This is a genomic window from Streptomyces cynarae, from assembly GCF_025642135.1.
Lineage (GTDB): Bacteria > Actinomycetota > Actinomycetes > Streptomycetales > Streptomycetaceae > Streptomyces > Streptomyces cynarae.
This window is the reverse complement of record NZ_CP106793.1, coordinates 7782650-7801762: the sequence shown is the minus strand read 5'-3', so window position 1 is coordinate 7801762 and position 19113 is coordinate 7782650. Positions and strand designations below refer to the sequence as shown.

Below are 19113 nucleotides of genomic sequence, written 5' to 3'. Positions count from 1 at the left end.
TTGACCTGGAAGGCGCCATCTGGCTACTTTCAGCCGCATGTTGCGTTCAGCCCTGCTCACCACGCGCGGTCATATCGACCTGCTGCGGGTGGCCTCTGCCGCGTGTCGCCGCGGCCGCTGACGCCCCCTTTCCCGCTCTTTCACCCTCTTCTCCTCGCCTTGGCACCGCCCTGCCCGCACGTCTGAGCCCCCTCTGACGCGGCGCCGCCGAGGTGCGTTCCCGTCCGGCCGCTCTCCTCCTGATGGAGCACTCATGAGCATCAGCCATGCCCCACCCGGCGCCGCTGAGTCCGACATTTCCGCCATATCGGAAGATGGGCAGGCACCGTCCGAGCTCGAACCCCTCGTTCCCTCCTCCGCTCGCCGCACCCGCGTCCCCCGATGGCTGCGGCGCACCTCCGGCCCACTCCTGCTGCTCGCCCTCTGGCAACTCCTCAGCAGCACAGGCGTGTTGCCCTCCGACGTCCTCGCCTCTCCCGGCAGGATCGCTCAGGTCGCGGGCGATCTCGTCGCCGACGGATCCCTGCCCTCCGCGATGGGCACCTCACTGCGCCGGGTGGCGGCCGGTCTGCTGCTCGGCACCGTCATCGGCACCGGACTGGCCCTCGTCTCCGGGCTGTTCCGCATCGGCGAGGACCTCGTGGACGCGCCCGTCCAAATGCTGAGAACGGTCCCGTTCGTCGGCCTGATCCCGCTGTTCATCATCTGGTTCGGCATCGGCGAGGCCCCGAAGGTCGCCATCATCACCCTCGGCGTGACCTTTCCGCTCTACCTCAACGTCTACGCCGGCATCCGCGGCGTGGACGCCCAGCTGATCGAGGCCGGGGAGTCCCTGGGGCTCTCCCGGTGGGGGCTCGTCCGGCATGTCGTGCTGCCGGGCGCGTTGCCCGGCGCGATGACCGGTCTGCGCTACTCCCTCGGCATCGCGTGGCTCGCCCTGGTGTTCGCCGAGCAGGTCAACGCGGATGCCGGGATCGGCTTCCTCATGGTCCAGGCGCGGGACTTCCTGCGGACCGACGTGATCATGGTCTGCCTGATCGTCTACGCCTTCTTCGGCCTGCTCGCCGACTTCATCGTCCGCTCCCTCGAAAGGCTGCTGCTGCAATGGCGACCGACGTTCACGGGCCGGTGACGACCGGCGCCGCCAAGCCCCCCGCCCCCGCCTCGGCCGTCCGTGTCGAGGGGCTCACCCGCTCCTTCGACGGACGCGCCGTCATCGAACGACTGAAACTCGACGTGCGACCGGGAGAGTTCGTGGCTCTGCTGGGCCGCAGCGGCTGCGGCAAGTCGACCCTGCTGCGCATCCTCGCCGGCCTCGACCGCGACATCGAGGGCACCGTCCTCGTCCCGCGCCGCAAGGCGGTCGCCTTCCAGACGCCCCGGCTGATGCCGTGGAAGAAGGTGTGGCGCAATGTGCTGCTCGGGCTGCCCGGCAAGCCCGAACGCACCGTCGCCGAAAAGGCGTTGGAGGAGGTCGGCCTGACGCACCGCTCGGACGCCTGGCCGAAGACCCTCTCCGGCGGCGAGGCCCAGCGTGCATCCCTGGCGCGCGCCCTGGTGCGCGAACCGGATCTTCTGCTGCTCGACGAGCCGTTCGGCGCGCTCGACGCGCTCACCCGCATCAAGGCCCAGCGCCTGGTGGGCGAGCTGTGGCAGCGGCGCGGTTGCGCCGTTCTGCTGGTCACGCACGACGTCGAGGAGGCGGTGCTGCTCGCCGACCGCGTCCTGGTGATGGACGGCGGCGTCATCGCCCACGAGACGACGGTCGACCTGGACCGCCCTCGCAACATCACCGACCCCCGCTTCGCGGAGGTGCGCGCCGGGCTGCTGGAACGCCTCGGCGTCGCCACGGCCGCCGAAGCCGGCTGACTCCCCCGCTCATTCCTCTAACTCACACACACGAACGGATCCGTCATGCGACGACGCCTCCTGCCCGCCGCGCTGCTCCTGCCCTTCGCCCTGCTGCTCACCGCCTGCGGTGGGAACTCCGCTGCCGAGACCTCGGCCGGCGGCCGAACCGACGGCAAGGGCTCCCTCACCCTCAACGTCGGGGACCAGAAGGGAGGTTCCGAGGCGGTCCTGGAGGCCGCCGGTGAGCTCAAGAACCTCGACTACAAGATCAAGTGGTCCACCTTCACCTCCGGGCCGCCCCTGCTGGAGGCGGTCAACGCGGGCGCCGTCGACATCGGGGGCGTCGGCAACACCCCACCGGTCTTCGCCGCGGGCGCCGACTCGAAGATCACGGTGGTGGCCGCCTGGCACGGCACGTCCAAGGGCGACGCCATCCTCGTATCGAAGAACTCCCGGCTGAGCGCGGTGCAGCAGCTCAGGGGCAGATCGATTGCGGTGGCGCAGGGTTCGTCCGCGCACTACCAGCTGGTCGCCTCCCTCAACAAGGCCGGGCTGAAGCTGAGCGACGTGAAGGTCGAGTACCTGCAGCCGGCCGACGCCCTGGCCGCGTTCACCAGCGGCAAGGTCGACGCCTGGGCGGTGTGGGACCCGTACACCTCGCAGGTGCTGCAAGGGGGCCAGGGACGCGTCCTCACCACCGGCGACGGCGTGACCAACGGCCTCACCTTCCAGGTGGCGGCTCCGAGCGCCCTGAAGGACAACAAGAAGGCCGCTGCCATCAGGGACTACCTTGAGCGGCTGCGGCGCGCGCAGGGCTGGGTCTACGCGCACCCCGAGGCCTGGGCCAAGGTGTGGGCGAAGGACACCGGTCTGTCGTACGAGGTGGCGCTCGCCGCGGTGAAGCGCACCAACGCCTCCCGGGTCCCGGTCGCGGTGGACAAGTCGCTGATCGCCTCCGAGCAGCAGATCGCGGACACGTTCACCAGCCTGAAGCTCATCCCTCGCAAGGTGAACTTCGGCGACTTCGTGGACACCGAGTTCAACGGCAACCTGCCCCCGTCCACCGCGGCGCCCCGTGTCCTGAAGGAGTCGTGACATGACCGTACGGCTTCACTGGTTCCTGCCGACGGGTGGGGACGGCCGCACCCTCGTGGACCGGCACGCCTACGCGCCCAACGCGGCGGGTGCCACCCGGCAGCTGCGCGGGGTGCGCCCGCCGGACATCGAGTACCTGGCTCAGATCGCCAAGGCCGCCGAGCAGTTGGGCTTCGAGGCGGTCCTGACCCCGACCGGCACCTGGTGCGAGGACGCCTGGCTGACCACGGTCGCGCTCGCCCAGCACACCGAGCGGCTGAAGTTTTTGGTCGCCTTCCGTCCGGGGCTGATCTCGCCGACGCTCGCCGCGCAGATGGCGGCGACGTACCAACGTGTCACGCGTGGCCGGCTGCTGCTCAACGTCGTCACGGGTGGCGACTCGGCCGAACAGCGGCGCTTCGGCGACAGTCTCGACCACGACCGGCGCTATGCCAGGACCGACGAGTTCCTGACGGTCGTCCGCGGGGTGTGGGGCGGGCAGCCGTACGACTTCGACGGCACCCACTACCAGGTCGAGGGCGGGCTCACCGCGGTACCGCCCGACCCGCTGCCGCAGCTGTTCTTCGGCGGCTCGTCGCCGGCGGCCGGACCGGTCGCCGCGCGGCATGCGGACGTGTATCTGACCTGGGGCGAGCCTCCCGCCCAGGTCAAGGAGAAGATCGACTGGGTTCGCTCGCTCGCCGAGCGGGAGGGGCGCACGGTCCGCTTCGGGATCCGGTTGCACACCATCTCCCGAGACTCCGCCGCCGAGGCCTGGGCGAGCGCGGACCGGCTGCTCGACGATCTCGACGCGGACACGGTCACGGCAGCGCAGGCGGCGCTCGGCCGCAGCGAGTCGGTGGGCCAGCAGCGGATGCTGGCCCTGCACAGCGGCTCGCGGGAGGCGCTGGAGATCCACCCCAACCTGTGGGCGGGCGTCGGTCTGGTCCGCGGCGGGGCGGGCACCGCGCTCGTCGGCAGCCACGTCGAGGTCGCCGACCGGATCGAGGAGTACCACGCGCTCGGCATCGAGCACTTCGTGCTGTCCGGCTATCCGCATCTGGAGGAGGCGTACTGGTTCGGGGAGGGCGTGATCCCGGAACTTGCGGCTCGCGGGCTGCTGGACCGCGGGCCCACAGCGGCGGGCGCGCCGCTCCTCGTCGCGAGCGGACGCTGACCCGCCGGGAAGATCCACGCCCGCGACAGGGTTGGTGGAAGCGTGAACAACACACGCGAGGTCGACGTGGTCGTCACAGGCGCTGGGCAGGCCGGCCTGTCCAGCGCCTATCACCTGCGGCGTACCGGGTTCGAGCCGGAGCGCGACTTCGTGGTCCTCGACCACTCCCCCTCTCCAGGCGGCGCCTGGCAGTTCCGCTGGCCGTCGCTGACCTACGGCAGGGTGCACGGGATGCACGCACTGCCGGGAATGGAGCTGACGGACGCGGATCCGGCGCGGCCGTCGTCGGAGGTCATCGGCGCGTACTTCGACACCTACGAACGCACCTTCGACCTGCGGGTACGGCGGCCGGTGCATGTACGGGCCGTGCGGGAGGGCGCACAGGGGCGGCTGCTCGTCGAGACGTCGGCCGGGACATGGTCGACACGGGCCCTGATCAACGCCACGGGTACCTGGGACCGGCCCTTCTGGCCGCGCTATCCCGGCCAGGAGACCTTCCGGGGGCGGCAGGTGCACACCGCCCAGTACCCCGGGCCCGAGGAGTTCGCCGGACAGCGGGTGGTCGTCGTCGGTGGCGGCGCGTCCGGCACCCAGCATCTGATGGAGATCGCCCCCTACGCCGCCGCGACCACATGGGTGACCCGGCGTCCGCCGGTGTTCCGCGAGGGTGCGTTCACCCAGGACGTGGGACGGGCTGCCGTCGCGCTCGTGGACGAGCGGGTGCGGCAGGGGCTGCCGCCGAGGAGCGTGGTGTCCGTGACCGGGCTGCCGCTCAATGACGCCGTCCGGCAGGCGATCGCCGACGGTGTGCTGGACCGGCAGCCGATGTTCGACCGGATCGTGCCGGACGGCGTGGAGTGGGACGACGGGCGGCATGTGGAGGCCGACGTGATCCTGTGGGCGACCGGCTTCCGGGCCGCGATCGACCACCTGGCTCCGCTGCGGCTGCGCGAGCCGGGCGGCGGCATCCGGATGGAGGGGACGCGAGTGGTCGCCGACCCGCGGATCCACCTGGTCGGCTACGGCCCGTCGGCGAGCACGATCGGCGCGAACCGGGCGGGACGCGCGGCTGTGCGGGACATCAGGCACCTGCTGGCGGGGGAACCGGTCGCCGCCGCGTGAGGCGCGATGCGCCGGTCCTCAACTCGTTGTCTCCAGTTGAGCGTCCCGCCGGACCAGGGCCGCGTACCGGCCGTCCAGCTCCAGCAGTTCCTCGTGCGTGCCGCGTTCGACCGCGCGTCCGGAGTCGAGGACGACGATCTGGTCGGCGCTGCGGACGGTGGACAACCGGTGCGCGATGGTGAGTGTCGTGCGGTTGGCCGACAGGGCGTCGATGGCCTCCTGGACGGCGTGCTCGGTCCGCGTGTCGAGCGCGCTGGTCGCCTCGTCGAGGATGAGCACCGGCGGATCGCGCAGGATGGTGCGGGCGATGGCGAGCCGCTGTTTCTCACCGCCCGAGAAGCGGTGGCCGCGCTCGCCGACGACCGTGTCGTACCCGTCGGGCAGGGACATGATGTGGTCGTGGATCTGGGCCGCCCCGGCCGCCGCGTACAACTCCTCCTCGGTGGCGTCCGGCTTGGCGAAGCGCAGATTGTCGGCGACCGAGGCGTGGAAGAGGTAGGTCTCCTGGGAGACGACGCCGACCGCGCGGGCGAGCGTGTCGAAGTCCAGATCGCGCACGTCCACGCCGTCGAGCGTGACCCGCCCACCCGTCACGTCGTACAGCCGGGGCACCAGGTAGCCGAGCGTGGACTTCCCGGAGCCGGTGGGTCCCACCACGGCCAGGCTGCCGCCTGCCGGGACGGTGATGTCGATGTCCTTGAGGACCGGGCCGCTCTTGTCGTCGTAGTGGAACTCGACGTCCTCGAAACGGATCTCGCCCTTGACCTGGTCGAGGTGGACCGGCTCGTCGGGTTCGGTGATGTCGATGGGCAGGTCGAGGTACTCGAAGATGCGCTGGAAGAGCGCCAGGGAGGTCTGGATCTGGACGCCGGTGGAGAGCAGGCTGACCGTCGGCCGGAACAGGCCCTGCTGGAGCGAGACGAACGCGACCAGGGTGCCTATCGAGATGGACGGGCCGCCGAGTTGGAGCGCCAGCCCGGCGGTCCAGTAGATGACGGCGGGCATGGCGGCCATGACGATCGTGATGACGGCCATGCGCCAACGGCCCGCCATGTTGGACTTCACCTCGAGGTCGACCAGGCTCTCGGACTCACGCCCGAAGGACTGGGTGAGGGAGTCGGCGCGGCCCATCGTGCGGCCGAGCAGGATGCCGCTGACGGAGAGCGACTCGGTGACGGTGGCGGCCATCGCGGCCATCTGCTTCTGGCGCTGGGTGGCTATCTTCTTGCGTTCGTTGCCGACGCGCCGGCTGATCCACACGAACAGCGGCAGCAGGAGCAGCGAGACCACGGTGAGGCGCCAGTCGAGGGCGACCATGGCGACGATGGTGGCGACCACGCTGGTGAGGTTGGACACCAGGGAGGTCGCGGTCGAGGTGACCGTCGCCTGCATGCCGCCGATGTCGTTGGCGATCCTGGACTGCACCTCGCCCGTGCGGGTGCGGGTGAAGAAGGCGAGCGACATGCGCTGCAGTCGGCCGTAGACCGCGGTGCGCAGGTCGTGCATGACGCGCTGGCCGACGGTGGTGGAGATCAGGGTCTGCAGCACACCGAAGACGCTGGTGACGACGGCGCTGAGGATCATGCCGAGGGCGAGCAGGGTCAGCAGACCGGTGCGGCCCTGCGGGATCGCGACGTCCAGGGTCTCCTTCAGCAGGAATGGCGTGGCCACGGAGACCAGCGATGCGGCGCCGACCAGCAGGCCGACGATCGCGAGTCGGCCTCTGTACGGCCTGAAGAGCTTCAGGATGCGGCGGACCTGCCGCGGCTTCTCCGGCGAGTCGCCGGGCGACGGTGTCCAGGTGGGTTGGTCGGGGTGCATGGGCTCCTACGGAGGTGAGGCGTCGGAACGCGTCGTGGACGCGTCGGGACGGGTATCGGGATCCTAGCTCATTGTTACCTATACTCACAATGCACAACGTCCTGATATTGTTCCCGCATGACGACCCCCGATCCGGACAGCCTGCTCGCCGAGCAGCTGCTGCGGCTCACCCGTCGGGTCCACCGCATCCAGAAGCGCCATCTGGAGCGGTGCGACCTGGGCATCACCCCGGCCCAGTCCCGGCTGCTGCGCACACTCGCCCACTTCAGCTCACCGCCCCGCATGGCGGATCTCGCCGAGCGCCTCGAGGTGGTGCCGCGAGCGGTCACCACGCTGGTCGACGGCCTGGAGGCGAGCGGCAGGGTGCGCCGGGTACCGGATCCGACCAATCGGCGGGTGATCCGGATAGAGGTCACGGACGAGGGGCGCAGGGCATTGCGCGCTTTGCGCGGTGCGCGTCGGTCCGCGGCCGAGGAGATTCTCGCTCCCTTGACGGACGAGCAGCGTGAGGTGCTGGGCGATCTGCTCACCACACTGATCGACGGCGGGGACGTCGCCCTGCCGGCCGAGGGCGACCTCGCAGCCGGACGGGAGCACCGGTGCTGACATCACGCGCCTGAACGGCATGTGGCGGGGCGCGGCTCCCGGCTCGAAGTCAGCCGCGCCCCCTGGTTGCGTCAGGCCTCTCGTGCGGGTTCCCTGGCCGCGCCGGCGGTGGGGCCGACCTGCGCAGCGACACCGGCTTCCCCCGTCGCGTTTCCCACCGGGACTCCGCCCGTGCGCAAGGGGCCTCACTGGGCGTCAGGGAGTACGTCCGGTTGCCCCCAGGCCCTCAGGTGCGCCCTGTCGCCCATCACCACCACGGGCTCCTGGTCGGGATCGAGCACGCGCAGCAGGTGCCTCATACCGGATTCGGGCAGCGTGACACAGGCCAGCGTGCCGTCTTCGTGATCCACGTGCAGCCAGATGCCGCCGCCCTTCTCCTCACCCTCGGGGCGGGCCGGATCGTGGGGCGGGGTGCCCCTGAGCCGGTTGTAGTCGATGGCGATGACGTAGTCGAAGACGTTCCGGTGCGACTCGTCCAAGCCCGCCGGCGCCTGGTACGAGTCCCCCTGGCTGTACGGGAGCTTCGTCCCCGGATCGTCGAGGAGACCGCCGGCGTCGCTGAGCGTGAACACGCCGACCGGACTGCGCAGATCGCCCAGGTAGTGGTCCGTCGTCCAGCCCGCCTTCCCGTTGTGCCCGCGCCAGCGCCCCGACTCCTTCCAGGCCGAGCCCTCCTTCAGGTAGAGCGCGACCGTGGACTCCGGAGAGTCCTCGTCGTCGCCGTAGACCACGACGACCTGACGCGACCCGTCGGGGATCCGCCGGTACAACCCGTCACCGACGCCCGGAATGCGGCTCGGCCCGTGCGTGGGCGCAGGTGTCCTCCCGGCCCCGTTCCCCGGAGCACCACGAAGGGTCCGGCCGTCCCGTGTCGGATCGGGGCCCTTCGCCCGGTGGCTCTCGCCCGCCGAACCGCCACACCCGGGCACGGACATCAGCAGCACACCGCAGGCCGCCGCCACCATCCACCTGTCCACCGCCGCACCGCGCACACCACCTGTTCGCATATGTCGTATCGTCACATCGCTTTCCGGACCCTTCCGTCCGGATGTCTGCCATTCGGCCGCACGCAACGGGCGGGGGCCGGTTCTCGTCTGCGGGGGCGGAAAACCGTTTGCTTCCGGACGCGTTCCGACGCGACGCTGTCACGGCTTGTCACGGGCAGGCGTCGGACCCGCAGACGCTGTCCCGTCCTGCCCCACCACCCGTTTCCGCTGACACGAGCCACTGGGACGTCATGCAGATTCACGACCTTCCGTATCCCGACCCGGGTGTGCCGGACGCACGCTCGGGTCCCCGATTCCTGTGGTGGCTCGGCCGGAACCAACTGGGCGGCCAACTGAAGTCCCTGGCCTGGGGGCTGCTGCACTTCCTTTCCGTCTGCGGGCTGCCGTTCTGCGTCGGTCTCGCCGTGCAGGCCGTCGTCGACCGGTCGGGCACCCGGCTCGCACTGACGGGCGGACTGCTCCTGCTGTGCGGGGCCGGCATCGCGCTCGGCGACACCATGCTGCACCGCACCGCGGTCACCAACTGGATCACCGCCGCCGCGCGGGTCCAGCAGCTCCTGGCGCGCAGGACGGCCCTGCTCGGCTCCGCCCTGACCCGGCGGGTGGCGGCCGGTGAGGTCGTCGCGGTCTCCACCGGTGACGTCGAGAAGATCGGCTGGTTCGTTGAGGCCGTCTCGCGGTTCAGCGCGGCCGCGCTCACCGTCGTGGCGGTCTGCGTCGCGCTCGTCGTCTACCAGCCCGCGCTCGGCGTCATCGTGGCGGTGGGCGTGCCGGCGCTGGCCCTCACCGTGCTGCCGCTGCTGCCCCGGGCGACCCGGCGCGCCGACGTCCAGCGCGAGAAGGCGGGCCGCGCCACCGAGCTGGCCTCGGACACCGTCGCGGGCCTGAGGGTGCTGCGCGGCATCGGCGGCGAGGAACTGTTCCTGGAGCGCTACCGCCGGGCCTCCCAGGAAGTCCGCAACGCGGCCGTGGGCAGCGCCCGCATGTGGTCGCTGATCGCGGCGATCCAGGTGCTGATGCCGGGTCTGCTGATGATCGCGCTCGTCTGGCGCGGCGTACAGCTGGCCCATGAGGGGCGTATCGCGGTCGGTGAGCTGGTGACCGTGTACAGCGCCGTCATGCTGCTCACCTATCCTCTGCAGCACTTCCAGGAGATCGCCATGGCGTACTCCTTCTCCCGGCCGTCCGCCCGGCGTGCGGCCCGGGTGCTGTCCCTGGACCGCGCCACGGACGCCGCGGGCTCCCGCGAGGCGAGCCTGCCGACCGGAGACCTCTACGACCCGCGAACCGGCCTGCTCGCGCCCGCGGGACAGTTCACCGCCGTCGTTTGCGGCGACCCGGACGCGGCGGGGGTGCTGGCCGAACGGCTGGGCGGACACCCCGCGGAGGAGGACACCTCTGTGCTGCTGGGCGGCGTCCCGCTGGACGAGCTGCCGCTCCGGACGGCCCGCACCGCCGTCCTCGTCCAGGACAAGGATCCGGTGCTGTTGTCCGGCTCCCTGCGCGAACTGCTCGACGTACCCGCCTCCGGTGAGGTCGGCGCCGAGGAGGCGCTCGCCGCCGCGCAGTGCGGTGATGTCCTGGACGCCCTCGTGGAGGGGTCGACGGACATCGACGACCCGATGGACGCGCGGATCACCGAGCGCGGCCGGTCCCTGTCCGGCGGCCAGCGCCAGCGGCTCGCCCTGGCCCGGTCGCTCATCACGGACCCGCAGGTGCTGGTCCTGGACGAGCCGACGTCCGCCGTCGACTCGCACACCGAGGCACGGATCGCCGACGGGATCCGCCGCCTGCGGGCGGGTCGCACGACGGTCGTGTTCACCTCCTCGCCCCTGCTCCTGGACCGAGCGGAGCGGGTCGTGCTGGTGCACGAAGGGGAGGTCGCGGCGGTCGGCCTGCACCGCGACCTGGTGCACGCCGAACCCCGGTACCGCTCGGTCGTCACCCGCGAGACCGACGACGAAGCCGCCGCGCGCGCCGACGTCCTGGCCGAACTGCACGAGCTGGAAGACCTGGAAGAGATCGAGGAGACCGCATGATCGGCGTGGCGCCACCGGCGTACGACCCGGCGGCCCCGACGACGGCGACCACGCTGCCCGTCGGCGCCCCGGGGACCGTACGCGCCTACGTGGCCGAACTGTTCCGCCGGCACCGCCGCCCCTTCCTGCTGCTCATCGCCGTGAACACGGTCTCCGTGGTCGCCTCGATGGCCGGCCCGTACCTGTTGGGCGGGCTCGTGGAGCGCGTCTCGGACGGCGCCCGGGAACTTCATCTTGAACGCACCGTCGCACTGTTCGTCGTCGCGCTCGTCGTCCAGGCGGTCTTCGTACGCCTGGTGCGGCTGCACGGCGCCGTGCTCGGCGAGCGGATGCTGGCCGACCTGCGGGAGGACTTCCTCGTACGGTCGGTGAGACTGCCACCGGGCGTCCTGGAGCGGGCCGGTACCGGCGACCTGCTGTCCAGGATCACCACCGACATCGACCGGCTCGCCAACGCCATGCGCGAGGCCGTGCCGCAGCTCGCCATCGGCGTGGTGTGGGTCTTGCTGCTGCTCGGCGGCCTCACCGTCACGGCCCCGCCGCTGGCACCGGCCGTGCTCGTCGCGGTACCGCTGCTGGTGATCGGCTGCCGCTGGTACTTCAAGCGCGCTCCGTCCGCCTACCGCTCCGAAGCCGCCGGGTATGCCGCCGTGGCCGCGGTCCTCGCCGAGACCGTGGACGCGGGGCGCACCGTCGAGGCCCACCGCCTCGGCGACCGGCGCATCGAGCTGTCGGACCGGCGGGTCAAGGAGTGGACCGCGTGGGAGCGCTACACCCTCTGGCTGCGGTCGGTCCTCTTTCCGGTCATCAACGTCACACATGTCACCGTCCTGTCCTCGGTCCTGTTGATCGGCGGGGTGTTCGTCCTGCAGGGCTGGATCGGCATCGGGCAGCTGACGACCGGCGCGCTCATCGCTCAGATGCTCGTCGACCCGGTGGGGCTGATCCTGCGGTGGTACGACGAGCTGCAGGTGGCCCAGGTGTCGCTGGCCCGGCTCGTCGGGGTCCGCGAGATCGAGCCGGACGCGGGCGACACCTCCCTGGCGCCCGCCGGCCGTGACGTGGCGGCCGAGGAGGTGCGTTTCGGCTACCGCGCGGGCGTCGACGTGCTGCACAAGGTCTCCCTGCAAGTGGCGCCCGGCACCCGCCTCGCTCTGGTCGGCCCGTCCGGCGCGGGCAAGTCGACGCTGGGCCGGCTGCTCGCCGGCATCTACGCGCCCGCCGCGGCCGCGTCACCCTCGGCGGCGCGGAACTGTCGGGGATGTCGGCCGAGCGGGTGCGCTCGCATGTGGCCCTGGTCAACCAGGAGCACCACGTCTTCGTGGGCTCCCTGCGCGACAACCTGCTGCTGGCCCGGACGGACGCCGTCGACGCCGAGCTGTGGGCCGCCCTCGGGGCCGTGGACGCGGACGGCTGGGCGCGTGCCCTGGACGACGGCCTGGACACCGAGGTGGGCTCCGGTGGTCTGGCGCTCACTCCGGCGCAGGCCCAGCAGATCGCGCTGGCCCGGCTGGTGCTCGCCGACCCGCACACGCTGGTCCTGGACGAGGCGACATCCCTGCTCGATCCGCGCGCGGCCCGCCATCTGGAGCGCTCCCTGGCCCGTGTGCTGGACGGCCGCACGGTCGTCGCCATCGCCCACCGGCTGCACACCGCCCACGACGCAGACGTCATCGCCGTCGTGGAGAACGGGCGGATCAGCGAGCTGGGCAGCCATGAGGAGCTGGTCGCCGCCGACGGGGCGTACGCGGCGCTGTGGCGCTCCTGGCACGGGTGACCTCGGGCACCCGCCCGGCGGCGGTCCGGGGCGGGCGGCCAGGGATCGGCGGCCCGGGGATCGGCGGTCCGGGCGGGCCGTCGGTCGCCGGGACCGCTGCCGTCGCGGGTGCGCCGGTCCGCCCGCTCACAGACGCCTGCTCCGGCCTTTCCCGGCCGCTGTCCGGCTGCCGTTGCGCGGTGCCGACGGGGGGTGGAAGGCTGGAGGTGGCACCAGCCCGGGGGACGTGCCGGAACCGTCCGGCTCGGGAGGGCGCGACCCGTCCGAGTGGTTCCCGGCGTCCGCGACGCGTGCATGGCGGCAATCGGTTCCGTCCCACCACCTGGAGGTATCTGTGGACAGCACCGAGGGATGGGGCGACGACGTCTACCAGCCCGACGGATCCGAGGTGCAGGACGACGCGGGGCTGCTCGACGCCGAGGACACCCTGGAGAGCGACGGCGTCACCAACCCGCTCGACCGGGGCTGGTCGCCGCCCGAGCGGCCCTGGGCGGTGGAGCACGTGGGCGTGACCGCGGCCGAGGGGCATCGGGGCGAAACCCTGGACCAGCGACTCGCCGAGGAGATCCCGGACATCCCCGTCCCGGACGACGACGGCATCGGGGACTGGTCCGACGGCGAGGGGGAACCCCTGGACAACGAGGTCGGCGACGCCCGCTCCGGCCGTCTCGTCGCCCCGGACGAAGGGGCGCACGAGGACGAGGAGAACGGGCTGGTCGCCACCGACGTCGGCATCGACGGCGCGGCGGCCTCGGCCGAGGAGGCGGCGGTGCACATCGTCGACGAGGACACACTGCCCGGCTGAACGCCACCCGCCGCACGCGCCACGCAAGGAGGCCCCATGCAGCAGGACAAGCACCCCGACTACCGCCCCGTCGTCTTCCGCGACCGCGCCGCCGGCTACGCCTTCCTCACCCGGTCGACCGCGACCAGTGACCAGACCATCGAGTGGGACGACGGGACGACGTATCCGGTGGTGGACGTCGAGATCTCCTCCGAAAGCCACCCCTTCTACACGGGCAAGGCCCGCACGGTGGACACGGAGGGGCGCATCGCCCGCTTCGAGCGGCGTTACGCCAGGGGACAGGGAGCAGACGGCGACTCCGGGCAGTAGGTTGCCGCGCTCGTCGAACGGCCGTCGTCCTCCGGCTGCCCTCAGATGACGTTGAGCGCCGCCGCGCAGCCCACCCCGCCCAGCAGCATGAACGCCGGCATCAGCACCTTCAGCTCGACCCAGCTGCCCGCCCGGAACCGCAGTGCCTTCGGCGGGCCCACCGGATACCAGCGCTTGCGGCCCAGAGGGATCGGCCACAGGATCGGGCAGCCGGAAACCGTCAACGCGTCCCCGATGTCGTGCACCAGGGCGCCGAGGACGATCGGCAGGCCGAGCCACAGGTAGTGCTGGCCCGGCGCCGTGAACAGCCAGTCGGCACCGTTGCCCGGTTTGTCGAGTATGCCGGCCAGAATCCACGCGCTGGTCGCGGCCAGCAGCCACACCAGCACATCGCTGCTCGAACCGCGCGCCGCCCGCCACAGCAGTCCTTCGATGGCCAGCACCATGTGCGCGAAGAGGATGGCCAGCACCGTCCAGCGGCCGCCCGTGACGGCCGCCACGGCCGTTCCCACCCCGATCAGCACCGCCCACAGCCAGGTGTGCGTGAGCGTGCGGTGACCTCCCGACCGGCGAGCATCGCCCGGCTTCCTGGTCGCCTTGTAGACGGCGTACGACAGCTTGTCGACGATCTCGCAGATCCAGCGGGAGAGGGGGCCGAAGGCCCGCGAGATGGTGGCCGCCTTGTGATCCAGATCAGGGGCAAGCGCGGCACCTGCGCAGATCAGCGCACCGACGAGAAGGACCGGCCAGGGCATCGGATGACCCGACGCTGCGGCGGCCGCTCCCACCCCGAGCCAGGCCGCGGCCCCCGACAGTGAGTGTGCTGGTCCCATCATGGCCGCATCCCGCCCCATTCCTCTTGTAGCGCTGTCCAGTTGTCCGTGTGCGTCGACGTACTGTCGGCGCCACAGCGTAGCGTTCAAGATCTTCGGGTCGGCAGCCGATTCCCTCATCGGGTGCGAGGGCAGGCAAGATGGGGACGTGACCCTCATCGATCAGCTCCCGCAGACCGCAGACCCCGACGCCCTCTATGAAGCCTTCGAGTCGTGGGCCGGGGAGCGCGGGCTCACCCTCTATCCGCACCAGGAGGAGGCGCTGATCGAGGTGGTCTCGGGAGCGAACGTGATCGTTTCGACTCCCACCGGATCCGGCAAAAGCATGATCGCCGCGGGCGCGCACTTCGCGGCGCTCGCCCGGGACGAGGTCACCTTCTACACCGCGCCGATCAAGGCACTCGTCTCGGAGAAGTTCTTCGAGCTGTGCAAGCTCTTCGGCACCGAGAACGTCGGCATGCTGACCGGTGACGCCTCCGTCAACGCCGACGCGCCTGTGATCTGCTGTACGGCCGAGGTCCTGGCGTCGATCGCGCTGCGTGACGGCAGGCAGGCCGACGTCGGCCAGGTCGTGATGGACGAGTTCCACTTCTACGCCGAGGGTGACCGTGGCTGGGCGTGGCAGATCCCGATCCTGGAGCTGCCACAGGCACAGTTCATCCTGATGTCGGCGACGCTCGGCGACGTCTCGATGTTCGAGAAGGACCTGACCCGCCGCACCGGTCGCCCCACGGCGGTGGTGCGCTCGGCGACCCGTCCGGTGCCGCTCTCCTACGAGTACCGGCGCACCCCGCTCACCGAGACGCTCACTGAACTGCTGGAAACCCGGCAGGCCCCTGTCTACATCGTCCACTTCACCCAGGCGCAGGCCGTGGAACGGGCCCAGGCGCTGATGAGCATCAACATGTGCTCGCGGGAGGAGAAGGACCAGATCGCCGAACTGATCGGCAACTTCCGCTTCACCACCAAGTTCGGCCGCAACCTCTCCCGTTACGTGCGGCACGGCATCGGCGTCCACCACGCCGGCATGCTGCCGAAGTACCGCCGCCTGGTGGAGAAGCTGGCCCAGGCCGGCCTGCTGAAGGTGATCTGCGGCACCGACACCCTGGGCGTCGGCGTCAACGTCCCCATCCGCACCGTGCTCTTCACGGCCCTGACCAAGTACGACGGCAACCGGGTGCGCACCCTCCGCGCCCGGGAGTTCCACCAGATCGCGGGCCGTGCCGGGCGCGCCGGCTTCGACACGGCCGGCCTCGTCGTGGCGCAGGCGCCGGAGCACGTCATCGAGAACGAGAAGGCGCTCGCCAAAGCCGGCGACGACCCGAAGAAGCGTCGCAAGGTGGTGCGCAAGAAGGCGCCGGAAGGCTTCGTAGGCTGGACGGACAACACCTTCGAGAAGCTGATCGCCTCCGAGCCGGAGCCGCTCACCTCGCGCTTCCGGGTCACCCACACGATGCTGCTGTCGGTGATCGCCCGCCCGGGCAATGCCTTCGAGGCGATGCGCCATCTGCTGGAGGACAACCACGAGCCGCGCAAGCAGCAGCTGCGGCACATCCGGCGGGCGATCGCGATCTACCGCTCGCTGCTGGACGGCGGCATCGTCGAGAAGCTCGACGAGCCGGACGCCACCGGCCGCATCGTGCGCCTCACGGTCGATCTCCAGCAGGACTTCGCGCTCAACCAGCCGCTGTCCACCTTCGCGCTGGCCGCGTTCGAACTCCTCGATCCCGAGTCCCCGTCCTACGCCCTCGACATGGTCTCCGTCGTCGAGTCCACGCTGGACGACCCGCGTCAGATCCTCATCGCGCAGCAGAACAAGGCGCGTGGCGAGGCCGTGGCCGCGATGAAGGCGGACGGCGTCGAGTACGAGGAACGCATGGAGCGGCTCCAGGACGTCAGCTACCCCAAGCCGCTGGAGGAGCTGCTCTTCCAGGCGTACAACACCTACCGCAAGAGCCATCCCTGGGTCGGCGACCATCCGCTCTCGCCGAAGTCGGTCATCCGCGACATGTACGAACGGGCGCTCTCCTTCACGGAGTTCGTCTCGTTCTACGAGCTGGCACGCACCGAGGGCATCGTGCTGCGCTACCTGGCCAGTGCCTACAAGGCCCTCGATCACACCGTGCCGGACGACCTGAAGTCGGACGATCTGGAGGACCTGATCGCCTGGCTGGGCGAGATGGTGCGCCAGGTCGACTCCAGTCTGCTGGACGAGTGGGAGCAGTTGGCCAACCCGGAGGAGATGACGGCCGAGGAGGCCCAGGAGAAGGCAGACGAGGTCAAGCCGGTCACCGCGAACGCGCGCGCCTTCCGGGTGCTGGTCCGCAACGCCATGTTCCGCCGCGTGGAGCTCGCCGCCCTCGACCAGATCGAGGAGCTCGGCGAGATGGACGCCGAGGCCGGCTGGGACGCCGAGGCGTGGGGCGCGGCGATGGACAAGTACTGGGACGAGTACGACGAACTCGGCACCGGCCCCGACGCCCGCGGCCCCAAGCTGCTGATCATCGAGGAGGAGCCGGAGCACGGGCTGTGGCGGGTGCGGCAGATCTTCGCCGATCCGAACGGCGACCACGACTGGGGCATCAGCGCCGAGATCGACCTCGCGGCCTCCGACGCGGAGGGCCGCGCCGTCGTCCGGGTCACCGACGTCGGCCAGCTGTGAGCACAGGAGCACACCACCCATGACGAACCCAGCCGAGAGGCTCGTCGACCTGCTCGACCTGGAGCGGATCGAGGTCAACATCTTCCGTGGCCGCAGTCCCCAGGAGTCCTTGCAGCGGGTCTTCGGCGGCCAGGTGGCCGGCCAGGCGCTGGTCGCCGCCGGCCGCACCACGGACGGCGAACGGCCGGTGCACTCGCTGCACGCGTACTTCCTGCGCCCGGGCATACCGGGCGTGCCCATCGTGTACCAGGTCGAACGGGTCCGTGACGGAAGGTCCTTCACTACCCGGCGGGTCACGGCCGTGCAGCAGGGCCGCACGATCTTCAATCTGACCGCCTCCTTTCACAAGCCTGAAGAGGGGAGCTTCGAGCACCAGTTGCCGCCGGCCCGCGAGGTACCGGACCCGGAGTCACTGCCGACGGTCACGCAGGAGGTCAAGGAGCATCTGGGCGCGCTGCCCGAGACGCTGGAGCGGATGGCCCGGCGTCAGCCGTTCGACATCCGCTATGTGGACCGGTTGCGCTGGAGCAGCGACGAGATCAAGGACGCCGAGCCGCGCAGCGCGGTGTGGATGCGTGCCGTGGGCCCGCTCGGGGACGATCCGCTCGTACACACCTGCGCGCTGACGTACGCGAGCGACATGACGCTCCTGGACGCCGTCCGCATCCCCGTCGAACCGCTCTGGGGGCCGCGGGGCTTCGACATGGCGTCGCTGGACCATGCCATGTGGTTCCACCGGCCGTTCCGCGCTGACGAGTGGTTCCTGTACGACCAGGAGTCCCCGATCGCGGTGGGTGGTCGGGGTCTTGCCCGGGGCCGCATCTATGACGTCGAGGGTCGCCTGCTCGTCTCGGTCGTCCAGGAGGGACTCTTCCGCCGGCTCGAGCGGTGACGGCACGCCTGTCCCGCGCCCGCGTCGACCAGCACCCGGTCAGGGGTTTCTGCGGCGCAGCCACCCGAGCACGCCTCGCGACGGCGTCTGTTCATGCCGCCCGGCCATCGCCTGCCGGTCGGGCATGGTCCCGGTGTGGGCCACAGCCTCACCCGGGATGGCCGTTTCGCTGAAGCTCGCGGTCCGGCCCACGTCCGTGGCCCTGTGCACGGTCGTGTTCCCGCAGACCGTCGCGGCCCCGGCTCCATGGACCGGCGCAGGACGGTGGACGGTCGCGGGCCGGAGGTCGTCGTCGGGGACTCCCGGTGACAGCCACGACGCGGGCCGCTCTCGCCGCGCCTCGCTCAGCGCTCGGCCCAGATCGGCCCGGAGCCAGCCGACCTCGTCGGGGTCGTCCGCGATCATGATCCGCGCGGCGATCCGGGCCGCGGGCGAGTCGGGCGGCCACTGCACGGACTGCGCAGGTCGCAGGCGGTACAGCTCGGCGCGCTCGTACGGATCGCGGACGACATCCGCCACGTGCGCCGGGTCCAGCAGGGACGCCACCACGGCGGCCTTAGCCCACGGATCCTCCGTCAGCCGCAGCCGGAATCCGAGGTGCCGCCCACGCCAGTTGCGGGGCCGCAGGTCCAGCCCCGCGTCCAACTGGTCACGCAGCCCCTCCGGCGTCCGGCCGGTGAGCAGCGGCGCGTTCGCCTCCCCGGAGGCGAACTGCTGGACCTCCTCGGCCAGATACAGCCACACCACGGCACGGTAGCGGTTCAGGTACCACTTCACCGGCACGATCAGACCCAGGCGTGCGAACCGTGTGAACCGGGCGGGCGTCACGTCCATCAAGGCCGCGCCGTCCCTGGTGCCCACCGTCGCCACCCGTTCCCGGAGCGTCTCGGGGAACCCGTCCTCGCAGCGGACCCGGTCGATTTCGGCGCGCGTGACGCGGCGGCCCCCTCCCCTGTCGTCGGGTACCGTCCGCACACAGCCGAGCTGGACGGCGAGGTCCAACTCACCGCGCCTGAGGCCCAGTTCACGTGCGGCGCGGCCCAACGCCGGCGACGCCAGCCGCGACGTGATGTCCGCGGCTCCGGTGGTTTCCGCGATGACGGGCGTGATCGTGTGTCCGGGCATGGCCGTTCTCCCC

16 protein-coding genes and 1 pseudogene are annotated in these 19113 nt (G+C 71.0%); 13 read left to right on the top strand and 4 right to left on the bottom strand.

From position 1 onward, the window contains the following. The first annotated feature begins 37 nt into the window (after positions 1-37). The 6 genes from N8I84_RS42870 to N8I84_RS35140 all read left to right on the top strand — a co-directional run bounded on the left by N8I84_RS42870 (position 38) and on the right by N8I84_RS35140 (position 5224). Positions 38-121, top strand: a complete 84-nt coding sequence (locus N8I84_RS42870) for a putative leader peptide (protein ID WP_313884353.1) — start codon at positions 38-40, stop codon at positions 119-121. 132 nt (positions 122-253) lie between these two features. After that, positions 254-1132 (top strand): ABC transporter permease, encoded by an 879-nt coding sequence (locus N8I84_RS35160; RefSeq protein WP_263233510.1) that lies wholly within the window; start codon positions 254-256, stop codon positions 1130-1132. Next, the gene (locus tag N8I84_RS35155) at positions 1105-1869 is read left to right on the top strand and encodes an ABC transporter ATP-binding protein (protein ID WP_263233509.1); all 765 of its coding nucleotides are present in this window, start codon (positions 1105-1107) and stop codon (positions 1867-1869) included. Before N8I84_RS35160 ends, N8I84_RS35155 begins: the two co-directional genes overlap by 28 nt. A gap of 45 nt (positions 1870-1914) precedes the next feature. Beyond that, entirely contained in the window at positions 1915-2946 is a 1032-nt protein-coding gene (locus tag N8I84_RS35150; protein ID WP_263233508.1) for an ABC transporter substrate-binding protein, read from the top strand. A 1-nt stretch (position 2947) separates the two neighbouring features. After that, positions 2948-4102, top strand: coding sequence for an LLM class flavin-dependent oxidoreductase (locus N8I84_RS35145; RefSeq protein ID WP_263233507.1), 1155 nt, complete (start codon positions 2948-2950; stop codon positions 4100-4102). 42 nt (positions 4103-4144) lie between these two features. Further along, positions 4145-5224, top strand: a complete 1080-nt coding sequence (locus tag N8I84_RS35140) for an NAD(P)/FAD-dependent oxidoreductase (RefSeq protein WP_263233506.1) — start codon at positions 4145-4147, stop codon at positions 5222-5224. Positions 5225-5242: 18 nt separating this feature from the next. Here the strand turns inward: N8I84_RS35140 and N8I84_RS35135 are convergent, their stop codons facing one another. Then, positions 5243-7045, bottom strand: coding sequence for an ABC transporter ATP-binding protein (locus tag N8I84_RS35135; RefSeq protein ID WP_263233505.1), 1803 nt, complete (start codon positions 7043-7045; stop codon positions 5243-5245). 117 nt (positions 7046-7162) lie between these two features. On the opposite strand from N8I84_RS35135, the gene N8I84_RS35130 reads away from it, so the two are divergent. Beyond that, positions 7163-7651 carry a MarR family winged helix-turn-helix transcriptional regulator gene (locus N8I84_RS35130; protein WP_263233504.1) on the top strand — a complete coding sequence of 163 codons (489 nt, stop codon included), beginning with the start codon at positions 7163-7165 and terminating at the stop codon, positions 7649-7651. A 185-nt stretch (positions 7652-7836) separates the two neighbouring features. Here the strand turns inward: N8I84_RS35130 and N8I84_RS35125 are convergent, their stop codons facing one another. Further along, entirely contained in the window at positions 7837-8658 is an 822-nt protein-coding gene (locus tag N8I84_RS35125) for a hypothetical protein (RefSeq protein ID WP_263233503.1), read from the bottom strand. A 230-nt stretch (positions 8659-8888) separates the two neighbouring features. On the opposite strand from N8I84_RS35125, the gene N8I84_RS35120 reads away from it, so the two are divergent. The 4 genes and pseudogenes from N8I84_RS35120 (at position 8889) to N8I84_RS35105 (ending at position 13588) form a co-directional block, all read left to right on the top strand. Then, positions 8889-10697, top strand: coding sequence for an ABC transporter transmembrane domain-containing protein (locus tag N8I84_RS35120; protein ID WP_263233502.1), 1809 nt, complete (start codon positions 8889-8891; stop codon positions 10695-10697). Further along, a pseudogene (locus N8I84_RS35115) lies at positions 10694-12474 on the top strand (ABC transporter ATP-binding protein). The gene N8I84_RS35120 and the pseudogene N8I84_RS35115 overlap by 4 nt, the downstream one beginning before the upstream one ends. A gap of 334 nt (positions 12475-12808) precedes the next feature. Then, positions 12809-13279 carry a DUF5709 domain-containing protein gene (locus N8I84_RS35110; protein WP_263233501.1) on the top strand — a complete coding sequence of 157 codons (471 nt, stop codon included), beginning with the start codon at positions 12809-12811 and terminating at the stop codon, positions 13277-13279. A 36-nt stretch (positions 13280-13315) separates the two neighbouring features. Next, positions 13316-13588, top strand: a complete 273-nt coding sequence (locus tag N8I84_RS35105; protein ID WP_263233500.1) for a type B 50S ribosomal protein L31 — start codon at positions 13316-13318, stop codon at positions 13586-13588. Between the two features lie 41 nt (positions 13589-13629). Here N8I84_RS35105 and N8I84_RS35100 read toward each other — a convergent pair whose 3' ends face one another. Beyond that, a complete protein-coding gene (locus N8I84_RS35100) occupies positions 13630-14424 on the bottom strand; it encodes a metal-dependent hydrolase (RefSeq protein WP_263233499.1) in 795 nt (264 codons plus the stop codon). 145 nt (positions 14425-14569) lie between these two features. Between N8I84_RS35100 and N8I84_RS35095 the strand changes: the two genes are divergently transcribed. Both N8I84_RS35095 and N8I84_RS35090 read left to right on the top strand, forming a co-directional pair. Next, a complete protein-coding gene (locus tag N8I84_RS35095; RefSeq protein WP_263233498.1) occupies positions 14570-17083 on the top strand; it encodes a DEAD/DEAH box helicase in 2514 nt (837 codons plus the stop codon). Between the two features lie 19 nt (positions 17084-17102). Next, the gene (locus N8I84_RS35090) at positions 17103-17975 is read left to right on the top strand and encodes an acyl-CoA thioesterase (RefSeq protein WP_263233497.1); all 873 of its coding nucleotides are present in this window, start codon (positions 17103-17105) and stop codon (positions 17973-17975) included. A gap of 39 nt (positions 17976-18014) precedes the next feature. Here N8I84_RS35090 and N8I84_RS35085 read toward each other — a convergent pair whose 3' ends face one another. After that, a complete protein-coding gene (locus N8I84_RS35085) occupies positions 18015-19100 on the bottom strand; it encodes a DUF6397 family protein (RefSeq protein WP_263233496.1) in 1086 nt (361 codons plus the stop codon). Positions 19101-19113 lie beyond the last annotated feature (13 nt).